Annotated in this window: 16 protein-coding genes and 1 pseudogene; 15 read left to right on the forward strand and 2 right to left on the reverse strand. The window is 68.7% G+C overall.

The annotated features are described in order from the left end of the window. Positions 1-104 precede the first annotated feature (104 nt). Positions 105-1,538: a nucleobase:cation symporter-2 family protein gene (locus tag QFZ21_RS15080; RefSeq protein WP_307379114.1), complete on the forward strand. Its 1,434-nt coding sequence runs from the start codon at positions 105-107 to the stop codon at positions 1,536-1,538. Between the two features lie 8 nt (positions 1,539-1,546). Here QFZ21_RS15080 and QFZ21_RS15085 read toward each other — a convergent pair whose 3' ends face one another. Beyond that, positions 1,547-2,293 carry an SDR family oxidoreductase gene (locus tag QFZ21_RS15085; protein ID WP_307379117.1) on the reverse strand — a complete coding sequence of 249 codons (747 nt, stop codon included), beginning with the start codon at positions 2,291-2,293 and terminating at the stop codon, positions 1,547-1,549. 82 nt (positions 2,294-2,375) lie between these two features. Between QFZ21_RS15085 and aceE the strand changes: the two genes are divergently transcribed. Next, positions 2,376-5,123, forward strand: coding sequence for a pyruvate dehydrogenase (acetyl-transferring), homodimeric type (gene aceE / locus QFZ21_RS15090; protein WP_307379120.1), 2,748 nt, complete (start codon positions 2,376-2,378; stop codon positions 5,121-5,123). An 8-nt stretch (positions 5,124-5,131) separates the two neighbouring features. Here aceE and QFZ21_RS15095 read toward each other — a convergent pair whose 3' ends face one another. Further along, complete coding sequence (locus QFZ21_RS15095) at positions 5,132-5,899, reverse strand: IclR family transcriptional regulator (RefSeq protein ID WP_307379121.1); 768 nt, start codon at positions 5,897-5,899, stop codon at positions 5,132-5,134. Between the two features lie 141 nt (positions 5,900-6,040). Here QFZ21_RS15095 and QFZ21_RS15100 point away from each other — a divergent pair, with 141 nt between their 5' ends. From QFZ21_RS15100 to QFZ21_RS15160, 13 genes and pseudogenes are all read left to right on the forward strand, one after another. Next, positions 6,041-7,447 (forward strand): NAD-dependent malic enzyme, encoded by a 1,407-nt coding sequence (locus QFZ21_RS15100; RefSeq protein ID WP_307379124.1) that lies wholly within the window; start codon positions 6,041-6,043, stop codon positions 7,445-7,447. A 5-nt stretch (positions 7,448-7,452) separates the two neighbouring features. Beyond that, positions 7,453-8,748 carry an aldolase gene (locus QFZ21_RS15105; RefSeq protein WP_307379126.1) on the forward strand — a complete coding sequence of 432 codons (1,296 nt, stop codon included), beginning with the start codon at positions 7,453-7,455 and terminating at the stop codon, positions 8,746-8,748. Further along, on the forward strand, positions 8,745-9,572 hold the full coding sequence (locus QFZ21_RS15110; protein ID WP_307379129.1) for a bifunctional allantoicase/(S)-ureidoglycine aminohydrolase: 828 nt from the start codon (positions 8,745-8,747) through the stop codon (positions 9,570-9,572). The genes QFZ21_RS15105 and QFZ21_RS15110 overlap by 4 nt, the downstream gene beginning before the upstream one ends. A 184-nt stretch (positions 9,573-9,756) precedes the next feature. After that, entirely contained in the window at positions 9,757-10,575 is an 819-nt protein-coding gene (locus QFZ21_RS15115; protein WP_307379131.1) for a hydroxypyruvate isomerase family protein, read from the forward strand. Next, positions 10,572-11,450, forward strand: coding sequence for a 2-hydroxy-3-oxopropionate reductase (locus tag QFZ21_RS15120; RefSeq protein WP_307379133.1), 879 nt, complete (start codon positions 10,572-10,574; stop codon positions 11,448-11,450). Before QFZ21_RS15115 ends, QFZ21_RS15120 begins: the two co-directional genes overlap by 4 nt. A gap of 33 nt (positions 11,451-11,483) precedes the next feature. After that, positions 11,484-13,271: a glyoxylate carboligase gene (gene gcl / locus QFZ21_RS15125; RefSeq protein ID WP_307379136.1), complete on the forward strand. Its 1,788-nt coding sequence runs from the start codon at positions 11,484-11,486 to the stop codon at positions 13,269-13,271. Between the two features lie 9 nt (positions 13,272-13,280). Beyond that, positions 13,281-14,420, forward strand: a complete 1,140-nt coding sequence (locus QFZ21_RS15130; RefSeq protein ID WP_307379137.1) for a glycerate kinase — start codon at positions 13,281-13,283, stop codon at positions 14,418-14,420. Between the two features lie 86 nt (positions 14,421-14,506). Further along, positions 14,507-16,037 (forward strand): annotated as a pseudogene (locus tag QFZ21_RS15135) (NCS1 family nucleobase:cation symporter-1). A 14-nt stretch (positions 16,038-16,051) separates the two neighbouring features. Then, positions 16,052-16,777, forward strand: coding sequence for an aspartate/glutamate racemase family protein (locus QFZ21_RS15140; RefSeq protein ID WP_307379140.1), 726 nt, complete (start codon positions 16,052-16,054; stop codon positions 16,775-16,777). A gap of 79 nt (positions 16,778-16,856) precedes the next feature. Then, complete coding sequence (gene allB, locus QFZ21_RS15145) at positions 16,857-18,248, forward strand: allantoinase AllB (RefSeq protein WP_307379142.1); 1,392 nt, start codon at positions 16,857-16,859, stop codon at positions 18,246-18,248. Positions 18,249-18,391: 143 nt separating this feature from the next. Then, positions 18,392-20,542: an ATP-dependent Clp protease ATP-binding subunit gene (locus tag QFZ21_RS15150; protein WP_307379143.1), complete on the forward strand. Its 2,151-nt coding sequence runs from the start codon at positions 18,392-18,394 to the stop codon at positions 20,540-20,542. A 180-nt stretch (positions 20,543-20,722) separates the two neighbouring features. Beyond that, the gene (locus tag QFZ21_RS15155) at positions 20,723-22,090 is read left to right on the forward strand and encodes an 8-oxoguanine deaminase (RefSeq protein ID WP_307379146.1); all 1,368 of its coding nucleotides are present in this window, start codon (positions 20,723-20,725) and stop codon (positions 22,088-22,090) included. 61 nt (positions 22,091-22,151) lie between these two features. Then, a complete protein-coding gene (locus tag QFZ21_RS15160; RefSeq protein WP_307379148.1) occupies positions 22,152-23,615 on the forward strand; it encodes a nucleobase:cation symporter-2 family protein in 1,464 nt (487 codons plus the stop codon). The last annotated feature ends 2 nt before the right edge of the window (positions 23,616-23,617 follow it).

The following is a 23,617-nucleotide window of genomic DNA, read 5'->3' on the forward strand; positions in this document are numbered from 1 at the left end:
CCCCGCTGTACGTCATACCGACGTTCGTCGTACCCGGCGTTCGTCATGCCCATCGCCCGATACGCCCACCCCGAAGAGCGGGTCCCGGACAAGGAGGTCCTCCGATGTCAGCAGTACGCAAGACCCCGAAGAACACGAACCCGAAGAACACGACCAGTGACCGACCGGAGGACGAGCGCCTCGGCCTCGGCACCGCCTTCACGTTCGGGCTCCAGCACGTCCTGACGATGTACGGCGGCATCATCGCGCCGCCGCTCATCATCGGCGCGGCCGCCGGTCTGACGTCGGCCGAGGTCGGTGTGCTCGTCGCCGCCTGCCTCTTCATGGGCGGTCTCGCGACGCTCCTGCAGACCCTCGGCATCCCGTTCTTCGGCTCGCAGCTGCCGCTCGTGCAGGGCGTCTCGTTCGCCGGCGTCGCGACCATGCTCGCGATCGTGAATCAGGGGAGTGGCCTGCCGGCGGTGTTCGGCGCCGTGATCGTCGCCTCGCTGATCGGTCTCGTGGTCGCGCCGTTCTTCGCGCACATCGTGCGCTTCTTCCCGCCGGTCGTCACGGGCACGGTCATCACGATGATCGGCCTGTCGCTCGTGCCGGTGGCGGCGCGCTGGATCACCGGCGCCGACCCCGAGTCGCCGACCTACGCCGATCCGGTGTTCGTCGGCATCGCCGGCTTCACGCTGTTCGTCATCATGCTGCTGAGCAAGCTCGGCAACGCCACCATCTCGCGCCTGTCGATCCTGATCGCCATGGTCGTCGGCACGGTCTTCGCCGCGGTCATCGGTCGGGCCGACTTCTCGAAGGTGCTCGAGGGGCCGATCTTCGCGTTCCCGTCGCCGTTCGCGTTCGGGGTGCCGACCTTCGACCTCGCTGCCATCGTCTCGATGACCATCGTCGTGCTGGTCATCCTCACCGAGACGACGGCCGACATCATCGCCGTCGCCGAGATCACCGGTTCGAAGGTCGACCGCAAGCGCATCGCCGCCGGCCTTCGCGCCGACATGGTGTCGAGCGCCGTCTCGCCGATCTTCAACTCGTTCACCCAGAGCGCGTTCGCGCAGAACGTCGGCCTGGTCGCGGTGACCAAGATCAAGAGCCGTTACGCCGTGGCGGCCGGAGGCGTGATCCTCATCATCCTCGGCCTGACGCCGATCCTCGGCCGCGTCGTGGCCGCCGTGCCCACCGCCGTGCTCGGCGGCGCGGGACTCGTGCTGTTCGGCACCGTCACCGCGAGCGGCATCCGTACGCTCTCGAAGGTGAAGTACGACGGCAACATGAACCTCATCATCGTCGCCGCCTCGCTGTCGTTCGGGGTGCTGCCCGAGGTGAACCACGACATCTACATGAACTTCCCGACCTGGTTCCAGGTGATCTTCGGATCGGGCATCAGCTCGGCCGCGATCATGGCGATCGTGCTGAACCTCGTGTTCAACCACTTCTCGAAGGGCACCCCGGAAGACCCGTCGGTGTTCGCCGCGAGCCCCGTGCGGGCGGTGAGGACCGACGTCATCCGAACGCTGCGAGCGAGGTCAGGGCGCTGACCGCCGTGTCAGCCTCGGCCGCCGAACGGCATGCCGGATGCCGCGATCGTCAGGGTCCCGACGTTCGCGTCGGGCGGCAGCTGCGCCATGAACACGACCGCGCGCGCGGCATCCGTCACATCGAAGGTCGGCTCCACGCGGCGCGAGCCGTCGGGCTGCAGCGCTCCGGATCCGACGCCGATGTCGGCCATGATCGACGTCCGCGCGTTGCCGATGTCGATCTGACCGCAGGTGATCCCGTGCGCGCGGCCGTCGAGGTCGATCGACTTCGTCAGTCCACTGATCGCGTGCTTGGTCACCGTGTACGCCACCGAGAGCGGTCGCGGCACGTGCGCCGAGATGGATCCGTTGTTGATGATGCGGCCGCCCGGCGGCTGCTGCGCGATCATCGTCCGCATCGCGGCGCCGGCGCACAGCAGCGAACCGGTGACGTTGACGTCGAGCGTCTGCTGCCAGTCGGCGAGCGAGATCTCCGCCGCGGATGCCGTCGGCCCGAACACTCCGGCGTTGTTGAACAGCACGTCCACCCGGCCCCACTCGGCCACGGTGCGCGCGAACAGTGCTTCGACCTCGGCCTCGACGGTCACATCGGTCGGCACCACGAGGGCGTCGGGGTGGCCGTCGGCGGTCTCGTGCAGGGCGTCCTCGCGGCGGCCGGCGAGCACCACCCGGAAGCCCGCCTCGAGCAGTGCGCGGGCGACCGCGCGGCCGATGCCCGAACTTGCTCCCGTCACGACGGCCGTGCGTGCGCTCATGCCGACACCTCTCCGATCTCATCCGATGCCCACTTCGCTGCCGACGAGGCAGACCCCTCCATCTAACAAGAAAGGCCGTACCGTGACCGACAATCGCGCCTCCGCCGTCACATCCGCCGACCTCGATGCCGCCGACCTCGATACTGCCGGCCTCGACACCGATCTCGATCCCGAGGAGACCGCGGAGTGGCTCGAGTCCCTCGACGCGCTGATCAGCGAGCGCGGCGCCGAGCGCGGCGGACACATCCTGCGCACCCTCGTCGATCACGCCGGACTCCGCTCCGAGCCGACGGTGACCACCGACTACGTCAACACGATCGCCACGGCCGACGAGCCCGAGTACCCGGGCGATGAGGAGCTCGAGCGGCGCTATCGCGCCTGGATGCGCTGGAACGCCGCGGTCATGGTGCACCGCGCGCAGCGCCCCGGTGTCGGGGTCGGTGGGCACATCTCGACCTACGCCGGGGCCGCGACCCTGTACGAGGTCGGTTTCAACCACTTCTTCCGCGGCAAGGACCACCCGGGCGGCGGCGACCAGATCTACTTCCAGGGCCACGCGTCCCCGGGCATGTACGCCCGCGCCTTCCTGGAAGGACGCCTCGGCGAGGACGATCTCGACGGCTTCCGCCAGGAGAAGTCCCGTGAGGGGCACGCGCTCTCGTCGTACCCGCACCCGCGGCTGATGCCGGAGTTCTGGGAGTTCCCGACGGTGTCGATGGGCATCGGCCCGATGAACGCGATCTACCAGGCGCAGTCCAACCGCTACCTGCACGGCCGCGGTCTGAAGGACACCTCCGACCAGCATGTCTGGGCGTTCCTCGGCGACGGCGAGATGGACGAACCGGAGTCGCGCGGGCTGCTGCAGCTCGCCGCCAACGACGGGCTCGACAACCTCACCTTCGTCGTCAACTGCAACCTGCAGCGGCTCGACGGCCCTGTGCGCGGCAACGGCAAGATCATCCAGGAGCTCGAGGGCTTCTTCCGCGGCGCCGGCTGGAACGTCATCAAGGTGATCTGGGGGCGCGAGTGGGACGACCTGCTCGCCCACGACGACGACGGCGCCCTCGTCGACATCATGAACACCACGCTCGACGGCGACTACCAGACCTACAAGGCGGAGTCCGGCGCCTTCATCCGCGAGAACTTCTTCGGCCGCGACCCGCGAGTCCGCGCGCTGGTCGACCACCTGACCGACGATCAGATCTGGCGCCTGAGGCGCGGAGGCCACGACTACCGCAAGGTGTTCGCGGCGTATCAGCAGTCGCTCGCCCGCAACGGCAAGCCCACGGTCATCCTCGTGAAGACCGTGAAGGGCTACGGCCTCGGCCCGCGCTTCGAGGCGCGGAACGCCACGCACCAGATGAAGAAGCTCACGCTGCAGGACCTCAAGGACTTCCGCGACCACCTGCACGTGCCGATCACCGACGAGCAGCTCGACGCCGACCCGTATCTGCCGCCGTACTACCACCCCGGTACGGATGCTCCGGAGATCGCGTACCTGCAGGAACGCCGTCGCGCGCTCGGCGGCTTCGTGCCGGAGCGGCGCCCGGCCCACGAGCCGATCGCACTGCCGGATCCGAAGGCGTACGAGGTCGCCGCCCGCGGCTCGGGGAAGCAGCAGGCGGCGACGACCATGGCGTTCGTGCGCGTGCTGAAGGATCTGATGCGCGACCCGGAGTTCGGCAAGCGGATCGTGCCGATCATCCCGGACGAGGCGCGGACCTTCGGCATGGACGCGTTCTTCCCGACCGCGAAGATCTACAACCCGCACGGGCAGAACTACCTGGCCGTCGACCGCGACATCGTGCTGTCGTACAAGGAATCGACCGCGGGGCAGATCGTGCACGCCGGCATCAACGAGGCCGGATCCATCGCGGCGTTCACGGCCGCCGGCACGGCCTATGCCACCCACGGCGTGCCGCTCGTCCCGGTGTACGTCTTCTACTCGATGTTCGGATTCCAGCGCACCGGCGACTCGCTGTGGGCCGCAGCCGACCAGATGACGCGTGGGTTCCTGATCTCCGCGACCGCCGGCCGGACCACGCTCACCGGCGAGGGGCTGCAGCACGCCGACGGGCACTCGCCGCTGCTCGCCGCGACCAACCCGGCCGTCGTGACCTACGACCCCGCGTTCGGATACGAGATCGGCCACATCATGCGCGCCGGCATCGAGCGGATGTACGGACCGGACTCCACCGACCGCAACCGCATCTACAACCTCATGGTCTACAACGAGCCGATCGTGCAGCCGGCCGAGCCCGACGGGGTCGACGTCGCCGGCATCCTGGGTGGCATCCATCGCATCTCGCCTGCCGCGGGCGAGGGCCCGCGCGCCCAGCTACTGGCCTCGGGCATCGGGGTGACCTGGGCGCTCGAGGCGCAGGAGCTCCTGGCCGCCGAGTGGGGTGTCGCCGCCGACGTATGGTCGGTCACCTCCTGGACCGAACTGCGCCGCGACGCCGTCGCCGCGGAGGAGGAAGCGTTCCTGCACCCCGAGCGCGGCATCCGCACGCCGTTCGTGGTGAGCCAGCTCGCGGGAGCGGCCGGACCCGTCGTCGCGGTCAGCGACTACGCCAAGGATCTGCCCGACCAGATCCGCCAGTTCGTGCCGAACGACTGGGCGACGCTCGGCGCCGACGGGTTCGGATTCTCCGACACCCGGGCCGCCGCGCGTCGGTTCTTCAAGATCGACGGCGCCTCGATCGTCGTGCGGGCGCTGCAGCTGCTCGCCGCACGAGGAGAGGTGGATGCCGCAGCGCCCGCGCAGGCGGCGGAGCGGTATCGGCTGCTCGACGTGAACGCCGGCACGAGCGGGTCGGATGCGGAGTAGTGGAGGGCTCAGGCCGTGAGGTCGGAGCTGATCGCCTCGGCCGCCCGGCGGAGCAGCGGCACGGCGCGGCCGCCGAAGGCCTCGTCGACCCGCGAGACCGGACCCGACACCGAGACGGCCGTCGGGGTGGGCGCGTCGGGCACGGCCATCGAGAAGCAGCGGACGCCGATCTCCTGCTCCTGGTCATCGATCGAGTAGCCGCGTTCGCGGATGCGGTCGAGTTCGGCCAGCAGGTCGTCGACCGTGCCGAGGCTGAATTCGGTGGGGGTCGGCATGCCGGCGCGCGCGACGATGCCGCGCACGGTCTCGTCGGGGAGCTGGGCGAGGATCGCCTTGCCGACGCCGGTGTCGTGCAGGTGCGCACGGCGGCCGACCTCGGTGAACATGCGCATCGAGTGCAGCGACGGCACCTGCGCGACGTAGACGACCATGTCGCCGTCGAGCACTGCCATGTTGGCGCTCTCGCCGAGCTCGTCGACGAGGCGCTTGAGCTGCGGACGCGCCAGCGCCCCGAACTGCCGGGAGGCTCCCTCGCCGATGCGGATCAGCTTCGGGCCGAGCGCGTAGCGGCGGTTGGGCAGCTGCCGCGCGTAGCCGAGCGAGACCAGCGTGCGCAGCAGGCGGTGGATCGTGGGCAGGGGGAGGTCGGTGGATGCCGCCAGCTCGCTCAGCGTCACGTCGCCGCCGGCGTCGGTCACCAGTTCGATGAGCTCGAAGACTCGCTCGACCGACTGCACACCGGAACCGGCGCTCTTCGGGGTCTTGATCTCACTCATCGGATCCTCCATCGTCTTGCGATCATTCCATCATGCGAGAGAGCTTCGTCGAAACCCACGCGCTCGAACTTTCGCCGCTTGCCCCGAACTTCCATAAAGTAGATAATAGAGTCCACGATACGAAAACATCTAGGAGGAATCATGGCGAGTCCGGGACCCGGGAACTCCATCACGCTGCGGATCGATGCGCCGTCGAACTTCAGCGTCACCAGTGAGCTCGCCGCAGCGGCGGCCGAGGCGGGAGCGGCGGTCACCGCCCTCGACGTCGTCGAGTCGCACCCCGCGACGATCGTCGTCGACCTGACCTGCAACACCGAGGGCGAGGAGCACGCCGAGCGCGTGCGCGCCTCGATCGACGCACTCGACGGCGTCACAGTGCGCCTCGTCAGCGACCGCACGTTCCTGATGCACCTCGGTGGAAAACTCGAGGTCGTTCCCCGCGTGCCGCTCCGCAACCGCGACGACCTGTCCCGCGCCTACACGCCTGGAGTCGCCCGCGTCTGCATGGCGATCGCCGAGGACAAGAGCAAGGCCCGCCAGCTCACCGTCAAGCGCAACACGATCGCGGTCGTCACCGACGGCACCGCCGTGCTCGGCCTCGGCGACATCGGCCCCGAGGCCGCGCTCCCGGTCATGGAGGGCAAAGCCGCGCTGTTCAAGCAGTTCGCGAACGTCGACGCCTGGCCGGTCTGCCTCGACACCAAGGACACCGAAGAGATCATCATGATCGTCAAGGCGATCGCCCCGGTCTACGGCGGTGTGAACCTCGAGGACATCGCGGCACCGCGCTGCTTCGAGATCGAGGCGCGTCTGCGTGAGGAACTCGACATCCCGGTCTTCCACGACGACCAGCACGGCACCGCGATCGTGACCCTTGCCGCCCTCGGCAATGCGCTCAAGGTGGTGGGCAAGACCATCGGAGACGTCCGCATCGTCGTCTCCGGCGTCGGCGCCGCCGGCAACGCCATCGTGCAGCTGCTGCTCGCCGAGGGTGCGCACGACATCGTCGCCTGCGGGCGCGACGGCGCGATCCACTCCGGAGCGGAGTACACCGACGCGCACCGCACCGAGATCGCCGCGACCACCAACCCCCGCGGATTCCAGGGCACGCTGAAGGAGGCCCTGGTCGATGCCGACGTGTTCATCGGCGTGAGCGCCCCGAACATCCTCGGCGAAGAGGACATCGCCGCGATGGCCGACGACGCGATCGTGTTCGCGATGGCGAACCCGACCCCCGAGATCGACCCGATCGTCGCGGCGAAGCACGCCGCCGTGGTGGCCACCGGCCGCAGCGACTTCCCGAATCAGATCAACAACGTGCTCGCGTTCCCCGGCGTCTTCCGCGGTCTGCTCGACGCGGGCGTGTCCGACATCACCGCGCCTATGCTGGTCGCAGCCGCCGAGGCGATCGCTTCGCGCGTGGGAGACGACGAGCTCAACGCGAGCTTCATCATCCCCAGCGTGTTCGACCCGCTGGTGGCTGGCGCGGTGGCCGAGGCGATCGTCCGCGTCGCTTCATCCGCTTCGTCCGCCTCGAGCAAGGAGTGAGCAGCGTGGCCGCCAGCGTCGACCGGAGCAGCACGAGCCTGCGCGACGACGACTTCGCCGACATCGACGCGCGGCTCGCGGATGCCGATGCGCTGCTCGCCTCGTCGTATCCCGGCGACGACGGCAGTCGGCAGCCGGTGCACACCCTCTACGTACCGGCCGACCGCTTCACCCCCGACCTGCCGGCACGATTCGGCGCGGATGCGGCTGCGGCCGTCGACGCGTTCGGCGGCATGGCGGCGCTGGCGGATGCCGTGGGGCTCGGCGACCTCGCCGCGGAGCTCGCGCCGCTCGTCGAGGCCAAGCTGCAGCGCGAGCCGATCGAGGACCTCCGGCTGGACTTCGAGGACGGCTACGGCGCACGGCCCGACGACGAGGAGGACGCGGATGCGATCCTCGCCGCCGAGCGCGTGGCCGAGGCGGTTGCCGCGGGCGCTGCTCCGCCGTTCATCGGCATCCGCTTCAAGTGCTTCGAGGCGCCGACTCGGCGCCGCGGCATCCGTACGCTCGATCGATTCCTGACCACGCTCGCCGCCGCGGGTCCGCTGCCGGACGGGCTGGTCCTGACCCTTCCGAAGGTGACGGATGTCGCCCAGGTCGAGGCGATGGTCGCGCTGTGCGAGCGCTTCGAGGAGCGACTGGGTCTCGCGCCCGGCCGCCTGCGCTTCGAGGTGCAGATGGAGACGCCGCAGCTGATCATCGCCGCGGACGGATCCGTCCCGGTCGCGACGCTGCTGCACCGGGCGAAGGGGCGCGTGTCGGCGCTGCACTACGGCACCTACGACTACAGCGCCTCGCTGCAGATCGCCGCGGCGCACCAGTCGATGGAGCATCCGGCCGCCGACTACGCCAAGCAGGTGATGCAGGTCGCCGTCGCCGAGACCGGCGTGCGGCTCTCCGACGGATCGACGAACGTCATCCCGGTCGGCGAGCCCGACCACGTCCGACACGCGTGGCAGCTGCACGCGCGGCTGGTGCAGCGCTCGCTCGAGCGCGGCTACTACCAGGGCTGGGATCTGCATGCGGCCCAGCTGCCGACCCGGTACCTCGCCACCTACGCGTTCTACCGCGAGGGGTTCGCCGCCGCCGCGCGCCGCCTCGACAACTATCTGCACGGCAGTGACGCGACCATCATGGATGAGCCGGCCACCGCGCGGGCCCTCGCGCGCTTCTTCGTGCGCGGCCTGGAGTGCGGCGCGATCACCGAGGCGGAGGTGCGAGATGCCGCATCGGCCGCACCCGCCGAGCTGATCCGGCTCGCGCATCCGAAGCTCGTCGTATCCGAGGAGGAGACCTCATGAGCACCCCCGCACGCACCTATTACACGCCGGCCGGCGGGCTTCCCGGACAGTCCGCCCTGCTCACCGATCGGGCCGTGGTGAAGCTCGCCTACACCGTGATCCCGAAGGGCGTGCTGCGCGACATCGTCACCAGCAGCCTGCCCGGCTTCACGAACACCCGCGCGTGGATCATCGCCCGGCCGACGCCGAGCTCGGCGACGACCTTCTCGCAGCTGATCGTCGAGATCGCACCCGGTGGAGGGGCCGCGAAGCCCGAGGTCGAGGCCGGGGTCGAGGGCGTCGTGTTCGTCACGACCGGTTCTCTCACGCTGACCCTCGACGGGCAGCGGCATGTGCTCGAGGAGGGCGGCTACGCCTTCCTCGCCCCGGGCGCTGACTGGTCGCTCGCCAACGAGGGCGACGCGCTCACCAGCTTCCACTGGATCCGCAAGGCGTACGAGTGGATCGACGGCGTCGACGCACCGGCATCCTTCATCACCAGCGACAAGGATGTCGAACCGGTCTCCATGCCCGACACCGACGACGTATGGGCGACCACCCGCTTCTCGGACGGGAGCGATCTGGCGCACGACATGCAGGTGAACATCGTCACCTTCAAGCCCGGCGGCACGATCCCGTTCGCCGAGACGCATGTCATGGAACACGGCCTCTTCGTGCTGCAGGGCAAGGCCGTCTACCGCCTCAACGACGACTGGGTCGAGGTCGAGGCCGGCGACTACATGCTGCTGCGCGCCTTCTGCCCGCAGGCCTGCTACGCGGGCGGTCCCGAGGACTTCCGCTACCTGCTCTACAAGGACATGAACCGGCAGATCCGGCTCACCTGAGGTCCTCCGCGCGCGATCGTGGATCAGAAACGCACCTTCCCGAGCCCGGGGAGGTGCGTTTCTGATCCATCACCTCCTCGTGTTGAGTGGGCCGGCGCCGAGAGCCGTTGACAGACAGCTGGAGCTTCCGTATTCTTTCACTAGTAGAAACTTTTCTTCCACAATCCGAAATCAAGGATGAACAATGAGCTACACCGTGAACGCCTCGATCCTGCTGACCGACCTGCCGACGCTCGAGCGTCCAGCCGCGGTCAAGGCAGCCGGCTTCGACGCCGTCGAGTTCTGGTGGCCGTTCGCCTCCGCCGTCCCGGCGCAGCAGGAGGTCGACGCGTTCGTCTCCGCGATCCAGGACGCCGGCGTTCAGCTCACCGGCCTCAACTTCTTCGCCGGCGACATGCCTGCGGGCGACCGGGGCCTCGTCTCCTGGATCGGCCGTGAGGACGAGTTCCGCGCGAACGTCGACGTGGTCGTCGGCATCGGCGAGCGTCTCGGCACCAAGGCCTTCAATGCCCTCTACGGCAACCGCATCGAGGGGGCGGATGCTCAGGCGCAGGACGACTTGGCCGTGCAGAACCTCGCGATCGCCGGAGCGGCCGTGGCGAAGATCGGCGGCATCGTGCTGCTCGAGCCGGTCTCGGGCATGGAGGCCTACCCGCTGAAGACCGCCGCCGACGCGCTGGCCATCATCGGCCGGGTCCGTGACGAGCACGGCGTCGACAACATCCGTCTGCTCGCCGACTTCTACCACCTGGCCGTGAACGGCGACGACGTCGCGGCGGTCATCGCCGACCACGCCGGCGAGTTCGGGCACATCCAGATCGCCGACGCCCCCGGCCGCGGCGAGCCCGGCACCGGCGACCTGCCGCTGACCGAGTGGCTCGATGCCGCCCGTGCCGGCGGATACACCGGAGTCATCGGCCTCGAGTACAAGGCCACCCAGCCAGACGCGTTCGCCTGGCTCAACCACTCGGCGCCCGCAACGACTGAAGGAGCGAACTCATGACCAGCATCGCCATCATCGGCCTCGGCATCATGGGCCTGCCCATGGCCAAGAACCTCGTCAAGGCCGGCTACGAGGTGACCGGATTCAACCGCAGCCAGGAACCGATCGACGCCCTCGTCGAGGCCGGCGGCACGGGAGCGACCAGCATCGCGGATGCCGTGAAGGATGCCGACGTCATCCTCACCATGGTCCCTGACTCGCCTGACGTCGAGGGTGTCGTCCGCGGCGAGGAGGGCGTCTTCGCCCACGCCAAGGCGGGCGCCCTGTGGATCGACAACTCCTCGATCCGCCCCGACGTCGCCAAGACTCTCGCCGAAGAGGCGGTCGCCGCCGGCTTCGGCGCGGTCGACGCCCCGGTCTCCGGTGGCGAGCAGGGGGCGATCGACGGCGCGCTGTCGATCATGGTCGGCGGATCACCCGAGCACTTCGCCGCCGCGGAACCGGTCCTGAACGCGATCGGCAAGACCATCGTGCACGTCGGTCCCGCCGGCGCCGGCCAGACCGTCAAGGCCGCCAACCAGCTCATCGTCGCCGTGAACATCCAGGCGCTCAGCGAGGCCGTGGTCTTCCTCGAGGCCTTCGGCGTCGACACCGAGGCCGCACTCAAGGTGCTCGGCGGCGGACTCGCCGGCTCCAAGGTCCTCGACCAGAAGGGGCAGAAGATGCTCGACCGCGACTTCACCCCCGGATTCCGTCTCGCCCTCCACAACAAGGATCTGGGCATCGTCACCGCCGCAGCGCGCTCGGTCGGGGTCACCGTCCCCCTCGGCGCCGCCGTCGCACAGCTCGTGAACGCCCTCGTCGCCCGCGGCGACGGCGGACTCGACCACTCCGGGCTCTTCACGCTCACCAACGAACTCTCCGGCCGCGCCTGACCCGCGACCGCGACCCCACTCAAAGGACATCTCATGACCCGAATGCGTGCAGTAGACGCGATCTGCCAGATCCTCGTGAAGGAGGGCGCCACCGAGGCGTTCGGCCTTCCCGGTGCGGCCATCAACCCCTTCTACGCCGCGATGCGCGCCAACGGCGGCATCCGGCACACCCTCGCCCGTCACGTCGAGGGCGCCTCGCACATGGCCGACGGCTACAGCCGCACCGGCGACGGCCGCATCGGCATCTGCGTCGGCACGTCCGGCCCCGCCGGCACCGACATGATCACGGGGCTCTACGCCGCGATCGCCGACTCCATCCCGATGCTGTGCATCACCGGTCAGGCGCCCGTCGCGAAGCTCGACAAGGAGGACTTCCAGGCCATCGACATCGCGTCCATCGCGAAGCCGGTCACGAAGTTCACCAAGACCGTGCTCGAGGCGGCGCAGGTGCCCGGCACCTTCCAGATCGCGTTCCAGATCATGCGCTCCGGTCGTCCCGGACCCGTGCTCATCGACCTGCCGTTCGACGTGCAGATGGGCGAGATCGAGTTCGACATCGACACCTACGAGCCGCTGCCCGTGGCGAAGCCCGCGGCGACCCGCGCGCAGGCCGAGAAGGTGCTCGACCTGCTGACGGCATCCGCTCACCCGCTGATCGTCGCCGGTGGCGGCATCATGAACTCGGGCGCCTCGAACAAGCTCGTCGAACTGGCCGAGACCCTGGGCGTGCCCGTGGTGCCGACGCTGATGGGCTGGGGTGCGATCCCCGACGACCACCCGCTGGCGGCCGGCCTGGTCGGCATCCAGACCTCGCAGCGCTACGGCAACGCGAGCTTCCTCGAGTCGGACTTCGTGCTCGGCATCGGCAACCGCTGGGCGAACCGCCACACGGGCGGCCTCGACACGTACCGCAAGGGGCGCACGTTCGTGCACGTCGACATCGAGCCCACGCAGATCGGCCGCGTGTTCGCGCCCGACTACGGCGTGGTCTCCGACGCCGGTGCCTTCATCGACGCGCTGCTCGAGGTGGCGCGCGAGCGCGTCACGTCGCTGCCGGACTATCTCGGCTGGGCCGAGGAATGCCGCGGCCGCAAGGCGAAGCTGCAGCGCAAGACCAACTTCGACAACGTGCCGATGAAGCCGCACCGCGTGTACCAGGAGATGCTCTCCGCCTTCGGGCACGACACCACCTACGTCACGACGATCGGCCTGTCGCAGATCGCCGGCGCGCAGCTGCTGCACGTGTACGGTCCGCGCCAGTGGATCAACGCGGGCCAGGCCGGTCCCCTCGGCTGGACCCTGCCCGCTGCCCTCGGCGTCGTGCGCGGCAAGCCGGGCCAGCCGGTCGTCGCGTTGAGCGGCGACTACGACTTCCAGTTCATGATCGAGGAGCTCGCGGTCGGCGCGCAGCACAAGCTGCCGTACATCCACGTCGTGGTGAACAACAGCTACCTCGGCCTGATCCGCCAGTCGCAGCGTCCGTTCGAGATGGACTACGAGGTCTCGCTCGCGTTCGACAACATCAACACCCCGCAGGACTCGTCGAGCGTGGCGGTCGGCTACGGCGTCGATCACGTCAAGGTGGCCGAGGGGCTGGGCTGCAAGGCGATCCGCGTCGAGCGTCCCGAAGACCTCGCGGCCGGATTCGCCGAGGCCGAGCGTCTCAAGGCGGAGTACCAGGTGCCGGTGGTCGTCGAGGTCATCCTCGAGCGCGTCACGAACATCGCAATGGGTGCCGACCTCGACACCATGAACGAGTTCGAAGACCTCGCGACGTCGCCCGCCGACGCCCCCGAGGCCGTCTACGCGCTGCTCGACTGACTCCGTCGCATGCGCATCGTCATCGCGTCGGACAAGTTCAAGGGCTCGGCGACGGGCGCGGAGGTGGCGGATGCTCTCGCCCTCGGCATCCGGGAGGTCATCCCGGATGCCGAGATCGAGGCGGTGCCCGTGGCCGACGGCGGGGAGGGCACGGTCGATGCCGCGCTCGCGAGCGGGTTCGAGGCGGTCAGCGCGCGGGTGACCGGGCCGACCGGTGAACCCGTCACGGCCCGGTTCGCGGTGCGCGGCGCGGAGGCTGTCATCGAGATGGCTGCCGCGAGCGGACTCGACGTGCTGCCGGGTGGAGAGAAGGCGGCGCTGACGGCCACCACGCGCGGGACGGGCGAGCTCATCGTGGCCGCGCTGGCCCGCGGCTGCACGACGATCGTGATCGGGGTCGGCGGCAGTGCCACCACCGACGGCGGCGCCGGGATGCTGCAGGCACTCGGTGTCTCACTCCGCCGGGCGGACAGGGAGGTCTCGCCCGGCGGAGCGGCGCTCGCCGACCTGACCGCGGTCGATGTGTCCGGGCTCGACCCGCGCATCGCCCAAGCGACCGTCGTTCTCGCCAGCGACGTCGACAATCCTCTTCTGGGAGACCGGGGGGCCGCTGTGGTGTTCGCGCCGCAGAAGGGGGCGAGCGCCGACGATGTCGCCGCCCTCGAGGCGGGCCTCTCCCGTTTCGCTGAACTCCTCGAAGCGCAGCCCGGGGTGCGTCCGTCGGCTGAGCTGCCGGGTGCGGGCGCCGCCGGGGGAGTGGGCTTCGCGGCCCTCGCCGCGCTCGGGGCGCGCAGGTCGCCGGGCATCGACGTCGTGCAGCGGCTCACGGGCCTCGCGGATCGCATCGCCGGCGCCGATCTCGTCATCACCGGCGAGGGCAGCCTCGACGATCAAAGTCTCGGCGGCAAGACGCCGCTCGGCGTCGCTGCGGCGGCGCATCACGCGGGAGTGCCGGTGATCGCCGTGTGCGGTCGTTCGACCCTCGATGACCGGGAGATCGCCGCGGCGGGATTCCAAGAGGTCTACGCGCTGAGCGCGATCGAACCCGATCCTGTGGTGAGCATGGCCCAGGCGCGCACGCTGCTCGAGTCGGTGGGCCGGAATATCGCGGCTCAACTCGCCGCTCATCCATTGACAACTCCCTCCTGACTGTGGTGAGATCTCCACATACGGAAGTAAATTTCCACTCAGCGGAATTACCTACCAACGGACAAAGCAGTCCAGGAAAGGCACCGATGGCCACCGAAGAGTATGTCCACGTCCCGAGCCGCGCATCCGAGGGGCTGGACGAAGCACCGTCGGCCGTCTTCGCGGTTCAGGCCGGCATCAGCCCGCGCCTGTACAACAGCGACCTCGCTCCCACGACCCGCGAGGGCCGGAAGTGGAGCTCGTACAGCATCTTCGCGCTCTGGGCGAACGACGTGCACAGCCTCGGCAACTACGTCTGGGCGATCGGCCTGTTCTCGCTCGGCATGAGCGGCGGGGCGATCCTCGGCTCCCTCGCCTTCGGCGCCCTCTTCCTGTTCCTCCTGCTCACCCTCTCCGGGTTCATGGGCGAGAAGACCGGCGTGCCCTTCCCGGTGATGAGCCGCATCAGCTTCGGCATCCACGGTGCCCAGATCCCCGCTCTCCTCCGTGGTGGCGTCGCGATCGCCTGGTTCGGCATCCAGACCTACCTCGCCTCGCAGGTGCTGCAGGTCGTCGTGATCGCCCTCATCCCGGGTGCCACTGCTCTGCAGGACGGCGCCTTCCTCGGGCTGTCGGCGCTCGGCTGGATCACCTTCCTCATCCTGTGGGTCGTGCAGTCGATCATCGTCAGCTACGGCATGGAGATGATCCGCAAGTACGAGGCCTTCGCCGGTCCCGTCATCCTCGCCACCTTCGTCGGCCTCGCCGTGTGGGTGCTGGTGCAGGCCGACTTCCAGATCTCCTGGTCGAACGACGAGCCGCTCAGCGGCGGTGCGCTCTGGCTCCAGATGCTCGGCGGGGCCTCCGCGTGGGTCGCGATCTACGGCACGTTCGTCCTGAACTTCTGCGACTTCACCCGCGGAGCCCAGTCGAAGAAGGCGATCGTCAAGGGCAACTTCTGGGGTATCCCGATCAACATGCTGTTCTTCGGCTGCATCGTGGTGGTGCTCGCCGGCGGCTCCTTCACGATCAACGGCGCGGCCATCACCTCCGCCCGCCGACGTCGTCGCCGCCATCCCGAACACCCTGCTCCTGGTGCTGGCATCCCTCGCCCTGATCATCCTCACGATCGCGGTCAACCTGATGGCGAACTTCGTGGCGCCGACCTACGCGCTGACGAACCTCTTCCCGAAGCGGCTGAACTTCCGGAGGGCCGCGCTGCTCTCGGCAGTGATCGGACTCGTCATCCTGCCGTGGAACCTCTACAACTCCCCGGTCGTCATCGGCATCTTCCTGAACGGCCTCGGCGCACTGCTCGGCCCGCTGTTCGGCATCATCATGGTCGACTACTGGCTGCTCCGGAAGCAGCGGATCAACATCCCCGACCTCTACTCCGAGCATGTCACGGGCGAGTACTACTACCGCAGCGGATTCAACCCCCGGGCGATCATCTCGCTCATCATCTCGGGCGCGATCGCGCTGCTGCTCACCTTCGTGCCGCTGTTCCAGGTCGTGAGCCAGTTCTCCTGGTTCCTCGCCGCGGGACTCGGCGCGCTCGTCTACGCCGCGCTCGCCGACCGTCGCCGCGCGTTCCACGACGTCCCGGCCGGCGACATCGCCGTCGTCCCGACCCACTGAGCGGAGGATCGATCATGCGCATCCTCGTCGCGAACGTGAACACCACGCAGACGATGACCGACGGCATCGCCGAGGCGGCCCGTGCGGTGGCCTCCGACGGCACCGAGATCATCGGTCTCACGCCCGACTTCGGCGCCGACTCTTGCGAGGGCAACTTCGAGAGCTATCTCGCCGCGATCGCCGTCATGGACAAGGTGATGCGGTACGAGGGCGAATACGACGCCGTCATCCAGGCCGGATACGGCGAGCACGGCCGGGAGGGTCTGCAGGAGCTGCTCACGGTGCCGATCGTCGACATCACCGAGGCCGCGGCATCCACGGCGATGTATCTCGGACGCTCGTACTCGGTGGTCACGACGCTCGACCGCACGGTGCCGCTCATCGAGGACCGGCTGATCCTGGCCGGTCTCCATGACCGCTGCGCCTCGGTGCGGTCGTCGGGACTCGGGGTGCTCGAGCTGGAATCCGACCCCGAGCGGGCCATCGAGGCCATCGCCGCCGAGGCGAAGCGCGCCGTGGAGCACGACAGGGCCGAGGTCATCGTGCTCGGTTGCGGGGGCATGGCCGAGTTGAAGGACCGCGTGGTCGAGCTGTGCGGCGTGCCCGTGGTCGACGGCGTGCAGGCGGCGGTCGCCGTCGCCGAGGGCCTGGTGCGCCTCGGACTCCAGACCTCGAAGGTGCGCACCTACGCCCCGCCGCGCCCGAAGCGGATCACGGGGTTCCCGTTCGCCGCACGCTGAGTGCGCGCGAGCGGATCAGGGCAGAGAATCGAAGACAGCAGTGAACGTCGGCGCGACGCCGGCAGATGGGTGAGGCGACATGTCGCAGGAGCAGGACAAGCAGGATGCCGGATCGTCGCTGGACCCGACCGGCGAGCACTACGACCTCGTGATCCGAGGGCAGCGTGTGCTGACGTCGGCGGGCATCAGCGCCCGTGAGGTCGGCGTGCGGGGCGGTGTCATCGTCGCGATGCAGCCGCTGGGCAACAACCTCGACGGCGACGAGATCATCGAGCTCGCCGACGACGAGACGCTCATCCCCGGGCTCGTCGACACCCACGTGCACGTCAACGAGCCGGGCCGCACCGAGTGGGAGGGCTTCGCGTCGGCGACCAAGGCCGCAGCCGCCGGTGGCGTGACGACGATCGTCGACATGCCGCTGAACAGCATCCCGCCGACCATCGACGTCGAGGCGCTGAACATCAAGCGCGACGTCGCCCGCGACCAGGTGCACATCGACGTCGGCTTCTGGGGCGGGGCGGTGCCGGGAAACACCGGTGAGCTGCGCGCGCTGCACGACGCCGGCGTCTTCGGTTTCAAGTGCTTCCTGCTGCACTCCGGCGTCGACGAGTTCCCTCCGCTCGACGCCGACGAGATGGAGAAGGACATGCGCGAGCTCGCATCGTTCGACTCCGTGATGATCGTGCACGCCGAGGATTCCCGTGCCATCGACCGTGCGCCCTCACCCGAGGGCGACGACTACGGCAAGTTCCTGGCCTCGCGCCCCCGCGGTGCCGAGAACCTCGCCATCGCCGAGGTGATCGAGCGCACGCGCTGGACCGGCGGGCGCGCGCACATCCTGCACCTGTCGTCGTCGGACGCCCTCGCGATGATCCGCAGCGCCAAGCAGGACGGGCTCAAGCTGACGGTCGAGACGTGCCCGCACTACCTCACCCTCACCGCCGAGGAGATCCCGCTCGGGGCCACCCAGTTCAAGTGCTGCCCGCCGATCCGCGAGGCCGGCAACCGCGAGCTGCTGTGGGAGGGGCTGGAGGACGGCACGATCGACTTCATCGTGTCGGACCACTCGCCCTCGACGCTCGACCTGAAGGATCTCGACAACGGCGACTTCGCGGTCGCCTGGGGCGGCGTCGCCTCGCTGCAGCTCGGGCTGTCGCTGATCTGGACCGAGGCGCGACAGCGTGGACTCTCGCTCGAGACCGTGGTGTCGTGGATGAGCGAGCGGCCCGCGAACTTCGCTGGGCTCACCGGCAAGGGGCGCATCGCACCCGGCTACGACGCGGACTTCTCGGTGTTCGCCGCCGACGACGCGTACGTGGTCGACGTCACGAAGCTGCACCACAAGAACCAGCTCACCCCGTACCACGGCAAGCCGTTGGCCGGTGTGGTGCGCAAGACCTGGCTGCACGGCGAGGTCATCGACTTCGAGACCCCGCGCGGACGCCTGCTGCGCCGCGGCATGACCGACTGATCGGCAGCATCCTTCCTGCACAGCGTCGCTCTACAGGGCGGGTTCGAGCATCATGCTCGGGCCCGCCCTCGCCTTTGTCGGCGGTGTTTGCTAAAGTTGAGTCAAGCCCACTCAACTTTAAGGAGTCTCCCCAGGAGGGACACATGAGCAACCCGCAGACCGGCTCTCAGAACCAAGATCAGCAGTCCGCCCTCGAGCAGTTCGGCATCAACCTGACCGACCGCGCTCGACAGGGAAAGCTCGACCCGGTGATCGGACGCGACAGCGAGATCCGCCGTGTCAGCCAGGTGCTCACCCGTCGCACCAAGAACAACCCGGTGCTGATCGGCGAGCCCGGCGTCGGCAAGACCGCCGTCGTCGAGGGTCTGGCCCAGCGCATCGTCGCGGGCGACGTCGCGGAGTCGCTGAAGGACAAGGAGCTGATCACGCTCGACATCTCGGCGCTGGTCGCCGGAGCCATGTACCGCGGGCAGTTCGAAGAGCGTCTGAAGCAGGTGCTCAAGGAGATCACCGAGTCCGACGGCCAGGTCATCACGTTCATCGACGAGTTGCATGTGCTGATGGGCGCGGGCGGGGGCGAGGGTTCCGTGGCGGCCTCCAACATGCTCAAGCCGATGCTGGCCCGGGGCGAGCTGCGTCTGATCGGCGCCACCACACTCAACGAGTACCGGGAGTTCATCGAGAAGGATGCCGCGCTGGAGCGGCGCTTCCAGCAGGTGTACGTCGGCGAGCCCACGGTCGAAGACACCATCGCGATCCTCCGCGGCCTCAAGGGCCGGTACGAGGCCCACCACGGGGTCACGATCGCCGACAGCGCCCTCGTCGCGGCGGCTGCGCTCTCGAACCGCTACCTCCCCTCCCGCCAGCTGCCCGACAAGGCGATCGACCTCATCGACGAGGCGATGTCACGGCTCAAGATGGAGATCGACTCCTCGCCCGTCGAGATCGACCAGCTCAAGCGCCAGGTCGACCGGATGAAGCTCGAAGAGCTGGCGCTGAAGAAGGAGAAGGATGCCGCGTCGAAGGAGCGCCTCGGTACGCTCCGCGAACAGCTCGGCGGGCTCGAGAAGGAGCTCGCCGAACTGGAGGAGCGCTGGGCGCGCGAGCGACAGGGCCTCAACCGCGTCGGCGACCTGAAGAAGCAGCTCGACGACGCCATCACCCAGCGCGACCTCGCGATGCGCGAAGCCGACTACACCCGTGCCTCCAAGCTCGAGTACGAGACCATCAAGCGCCTCGAGCGCGACATCGCCGAAGCCGAGCAGGCCGAGGCCGCCGTCTCGTCCGAGGGACGGATGGTCAATGAGCAGGTCACCGACGAAGACATCGCCGGCGTGATCGCCGCCTGGACCGGCATCCCCGTCGGCCGACTGCTGCAGGGCGAGAGCGAGAAGCTGCTGCACCTCGAGAACGAACTCGGCAAGCGCCTGATCGGGCAGAAGGATGCCGTGAAGGCGGTGTCGGATGCCGTGCGCCGCTCGCGCGCGGGTATCAGCGACCCCGGTCGTCCGACCGGCTCGTTCCTGTTCCTCGGCCCGACCGGTGTCGGCAAGACCGAGCTGGCGAAGGCTCTCGCGGAGTTCCTCTTCGACGACGAGCACGCGATGGTGCGCATCGACATGTCGGAGTACGGCGAGAAGCACTCCGTCTCGCGGCTCGTCGGCGCCCCTCCCGGATACATCGGCTACGAGCAGGGCGGTCAGCTCACCGAGGCCGTGCGCCGACGCCCGTACAGCGTGATCCTGCTCGACGAGGTCGAGAAGGCACACCCCGAGGTGTTCGACGTGCTGCTGCAGGTGCTCGACGACGGGCGGCTCACCGACGGCCAGGGCCGCACGGTCGACTTCACGAACGTGATCCTGATCCTCACCTCGAACCTCGGCTCGCCGGTGCTGATCGACCCGATCCTCTCGCCCGACGAGAAGCGCGAGCAGGTCATGGCGCTGGTACGACAGGCGTTCCGGCCCGAGTTCCTGAACCGCCTCGACGACATCGTGATGTTCCAGTCGCTCACCGAAGACGACCTTGCGCAGATCGTCGAGCTCTCGGTCGATCAGCTGCAGAAGCGGCTGCACGATCGCCGGCTCACGCTCGCCGTCACGCCCGACGCGCGATCCTGGCTGGCCGAGCGCGGCTACGACCCGATGTTCGGTGCGCGACCGCTGCGCCGGCTCATCCAGTCGGAGGTGCAGAACAAGCTGGCGACGGCGCTGCTGTCAGGCAACGTGCACGACGGTGACACCGTGCGGGTCGATGTCGCGGCCGATGGGACGGGACTCGCGCTCACCGTATAACTTCCACACTACGGAATTCCACCTCCGAGATTCGGAAAAATCCTTGACCGGGCTCTCGCGCCCGTGATACATCTGGAGAGTTCCGACGGAGGAGCACCTGGATCAGCAGACAGGGAAAAACTGAGCTGACCCCCTGTGGGGTCGGCCGCTCGACTCCACTCATACGGATGGAGTCTCCTCATGTCTCAGCAGACCGGCAGCGTGTGGATCAAGAACCCGCTCGGCATCTTCACCGGCACGGATGCCGACGACTCGGGCGGGATCGTCGTCGAAGGCTCCCGCGTCCGCGAGGTCATCCCCGCGGGCGGGACGCCCTCGGCTCCCGTCGACGAGGTGCTCGACGCCTCGCGTCACGTCGTGATCCCGGGTCTCATCAACACGCACCACCACTTCTACCAGACGCTCACCCGTGCCTGGCGGCCCGTCGTCAGCGCCGAGCTGTTCCCGTGGCTCAAGGGACTGTACGGGGTATGGGCCGGGCTCACGCCGCGCGATCTCGAGCTGGCGACGACCGCGGCGCTCGCCGAGCTGCTGCTCTCGGGCTGCACCACCGCGGCCGACCACCACTACCTCTTCCCGAACGGGCTCGAAGACGGCATCGACGTGCAGGTCGACGTCGTGAAGAAGCTCGGGATGCGGGCGACGCTGACCCGCGGCTCGATGTCGCTCGGCGAGGAGGACGGCGGTCTTCCCCCTCAGTCGACGGTGCAGGATGCCGACACGATCCTCGCCGACAGCGAGCGGCTCATCGGGGCGTATCACGAGCGCGGCGACGGCGCCTTCGTGCAGATCGGGCTCGCGCCGTGCTCGCCGTTCTCGGTCACGACCGGCGTCATGCGCGACACCGCCGCCCTCGCCGAGCGCCTCGACGTGAGACTGCACACCCATCTCGCCGAGACCCTCGACGAGGAGGACTTCTGCCGCGAGATGTTCGGCCTGCGCACGGTCGACTACCTCGAGAGCGTCGGCTGGCTGTCGGACCGCACCTGGCTCGCGCACGGCATCCACTTCGACGACGCCGAGATCACCCGGCTGGGAGCCGCCGGCACCGCCGTCTCGCACTGCGCGACCTCGAACATGCGCCTCGCCTCCGGCATCGCCCGCGCCATCGAACTCGAGGATGCCGGCGCCCCCGTCGGGCTCGGCGTCGACGGCTCGGCATCCAATGATGGCTCGAACATGATCCAGGAGGTCCGCCAGGCGCTCTACCTGCAGCGCCTGCGCTACGGCGCCGCAGCCGTCACCCCGGAGCGCGCCCTGGGCTGGGCGACGGCCGGATCAGCGAGAGCACTCGGCCGTGCCGACGTCGGCACCCTCGCCCCGGGAAAGCAGGCGGACCTGGCCATGTTCACCCTCGACGAGCTGCGCTTCTCCGGAAGCCACGACCCGGTCGCGGCGCTGCTGCTCTGCGGCGCCGAGCGCGCCGACCGCGTCATGGTCGGCGGACGTTGGCGCGTACTCGACGGACAGATCGTGGGACTCGACGTCCCCCAGCTCATCGCCCACCACAGCGAGGCGGCCCGAAGCCTCCTCGCCCGACACTCCTGAGACACCACAGCCCCGAACCGCAGCATCCCCGAATCCCCGTATAACCGACGAAGAGGTCGACATGAACAAGACGAAGACGGTCGCGACGCGACCCGAAGACGAGCGGATGCCGCTCGGCAGCACGATCGCGTACGGCATCCAGCATGTGCTCACGATGTACGGCGGCATCATCGCCCCTCCGCTCATCATCGGCTCGATGGCCGGGCTGAGCGGCGCCGAGGTCGGGGTGCTGATCACCGCCTGCCTGTTCATGGGCGGCCTCGCCACCATCCTGCAGACGGTCGGCATCCCGTTCTTCGGGTCTCAGCTGCCGCTCGTGCAGGGCGTCTCGTTCGCCGGTGTCGCGACGATGGGCGCGATCGTGACGAGCGGCGGCGGTCTGCCTGCGGTGTTCGGCGCGGTCATCGTCGCCTCGATCATCGGTCTGCTGATAGCCCCGGTGTTCGCCACGATCATCCGGTTCTTCCCGCCGGTCGTGACCGGAGTGGTCATCACGATCATCGGCCTCACCCTGCTGCCGGTGGCCGCGGGCTGGGCGATGGGCGGCAACAGTCAGGCCGACGACTTCGGAGACCCGCAGAACCTGCTGCTCGCGGCGATCACCTTCGTCATCGTGCTGGTGCTCAGCAAGGTGCGGATCGGCGCGATCTCCCGCCTCGCCATCCTGCTCGCCATCGTGCTCGGCACGATCCTCGCGGCCATCCTCGGCCGCGTCGACTTCGCCGCCGTCGGCGACGGGCCCATCTTCGCCCTCCCGAGCGTGTTCGGCTTCGGGATGCCCACGTTCGAGATCGCCGGCATCATCTCGATGTTCATCGTGATCCTGGTGACTCTCACCGAGACCACGGCAGACATCCTGGCCGTCGGTGAGATCGTCGGCACCAAGGTCGACTCGAAGCGGATCGCCGCGGGACTCCGTGCCGACATGCTGTCGAGCGCGGTCTCGCCCGTCTTCGGCTCGTTCACGCAGTCGGCCTTCGCGCAGAACGTCGGCCTCGTCGCGATCACCGGCGTCAAGAGCCGATTCGTGGTGACCGCGGGCGGTGCCGTGCTCGTCATTCTCGGACTGCTGCCCGTGCTCGGACGGGTCGTCGCCGCGGTGCCGACGCCGGTGCTGGGCGGCGCGGGCATCGTGCTGTTCGGCAGCGTCGCGGCCAGTGGCATCCGCACCCTCGCGAAGGTCGACTACCGCGGCAACATGAACCTCGTCATCGTGGCGTCGTCGATCGGCATCGGCATGCTGCCGATCGCGGCGCCCACGATCTACGACCAGATGCCCGCCTGGTTCATCACGATCTTCCACTCCGGCATCAGCTCGGCGGCGGTCGCGGCCATCCTGCTCAACCTGCTGTTCAACCACCTGGGCAAGCCCTCCGGCAAGGATGCTTCGGTGCTCGCCGCCGCTCCGACCCGCAGCATCCCGATCGCCTACCTCGACGCCTTCGAAGACGGCGACTCGATCATCGACGGCAAGATCGTCGATCGTGACGGCAAAGAGGTCGAGGTCGAGCGCCCCGACCACTGAGC

It is taken from the genome of Microbacterium sp. W4I20, assembly GCF_030816505.1.
Classification (GTDB): domain Bacteria; phylum Actinomycetota; class Actinomycetes; order Actinomycetales; family Microbacteriaceae; genus Microbacterium.

Excerpts from the sequence above, each read along its gene's own strand:
- QFZ21_RS15080 (WP_307379114.1), top strand. The coding sequence starts at position 105 with ATGTCAGCAGTACGCAAGACCCCGAAGAACACGAACCCGAAGAACACG.
- QFZ21_RS15085 (WP_307379117.1), bottom strand. The coding sequence starts at position 2,293 with ATGAGCGCACGCACGGCCGTCGTGACGGGAGCAAGTTCGGGCATCGGC.
- QFZ21_RS15095 (WP_307379121.1), bottom strand. The coding sequence starts at position 5,899 with ATGAGTGAGATCAAGACCCCGAAGAGCGCCGGTTCCGGTGTGCAGTCG.
- QFZ21_RS15100 (WP_307379124.1), top strand. The coding sequence starts at position 6,041 with ATGGCGAGTCCGGGACCCGGGAACTCCATCACGCTGCGGATCGATGCG.
- QFZ21_RS15110 (WP_307379129.1), top strand. The coding sequence starts at position 8,745 with ATGAGCACCCCCGCACGCACCTATTACACGCCGGCCGGCGGGCTTCCC.
- QFZ21_RS15115 (WP_307379131.1), top strand. The coding sequence starts at position 9,757 with ATGAGCTACACCGTGAACGCCTCGATCCTGCTGACCGACCTGCCGACG.
- QFZ21_RS15120 (WP_307379133.1), top strand. The coding sequence starts at position 10,572 with ATGACCAGCATCGCCATCATCGGCCTCGGCATCATGGGCCTGCCCATG.
- gcl (WP_307379136.1), top strand. The coding sequence starts at position 11,484 with ATGACCCGAATGCGTGCAGTAGACGCGATCTGCCAGATCCTCGTGAAG.
- QFZ21_RS15130 (WP_307379137.1), top strand. The coding sequence starts at position 13,281 with ATGCGCATCGTCATCGCGTCGGACAAGTTCAAGGGCTCGGCGACGGGC.
- QFZ21_RS15140 (WP_307379140.1), top strand. The coding sequence starts at position 16,052 with ATGCGCATCCTCGTCGCGAACGTGAACACCACGCAGACGATGACCGAC.
- allB (WP_307379142.1), top strand. The coding sequence starts at position 16,857 with ATGTCGCAGGAGCAGGACAAGCAGGATGCCGGATCGTCGCTGGACCCG.
- QFZ21_RS15150 (WP_307379143.1), top strand. The coding sequence starts at position 18,392 with ATGAGCAACCCGCAGACCGGCTCTCAGAACCAAGATCAGCAGTCCGCC.
- QFZ21_RS15155 (WP_307379146.1), top strand. The coding sequence starts at position 20,723 with ATGTCTCAGCAGACCGGCAGCGTGTGGATCAAGAACCCGCTCGGCATC.
- QFZ21_RS15160 (WP_307379148.1), top strand. The coding sequence starts at position 22,152 with ATGAACAAGACGAAGACGGTCGCGACGCGACCCGAAGACGAGCGGATG.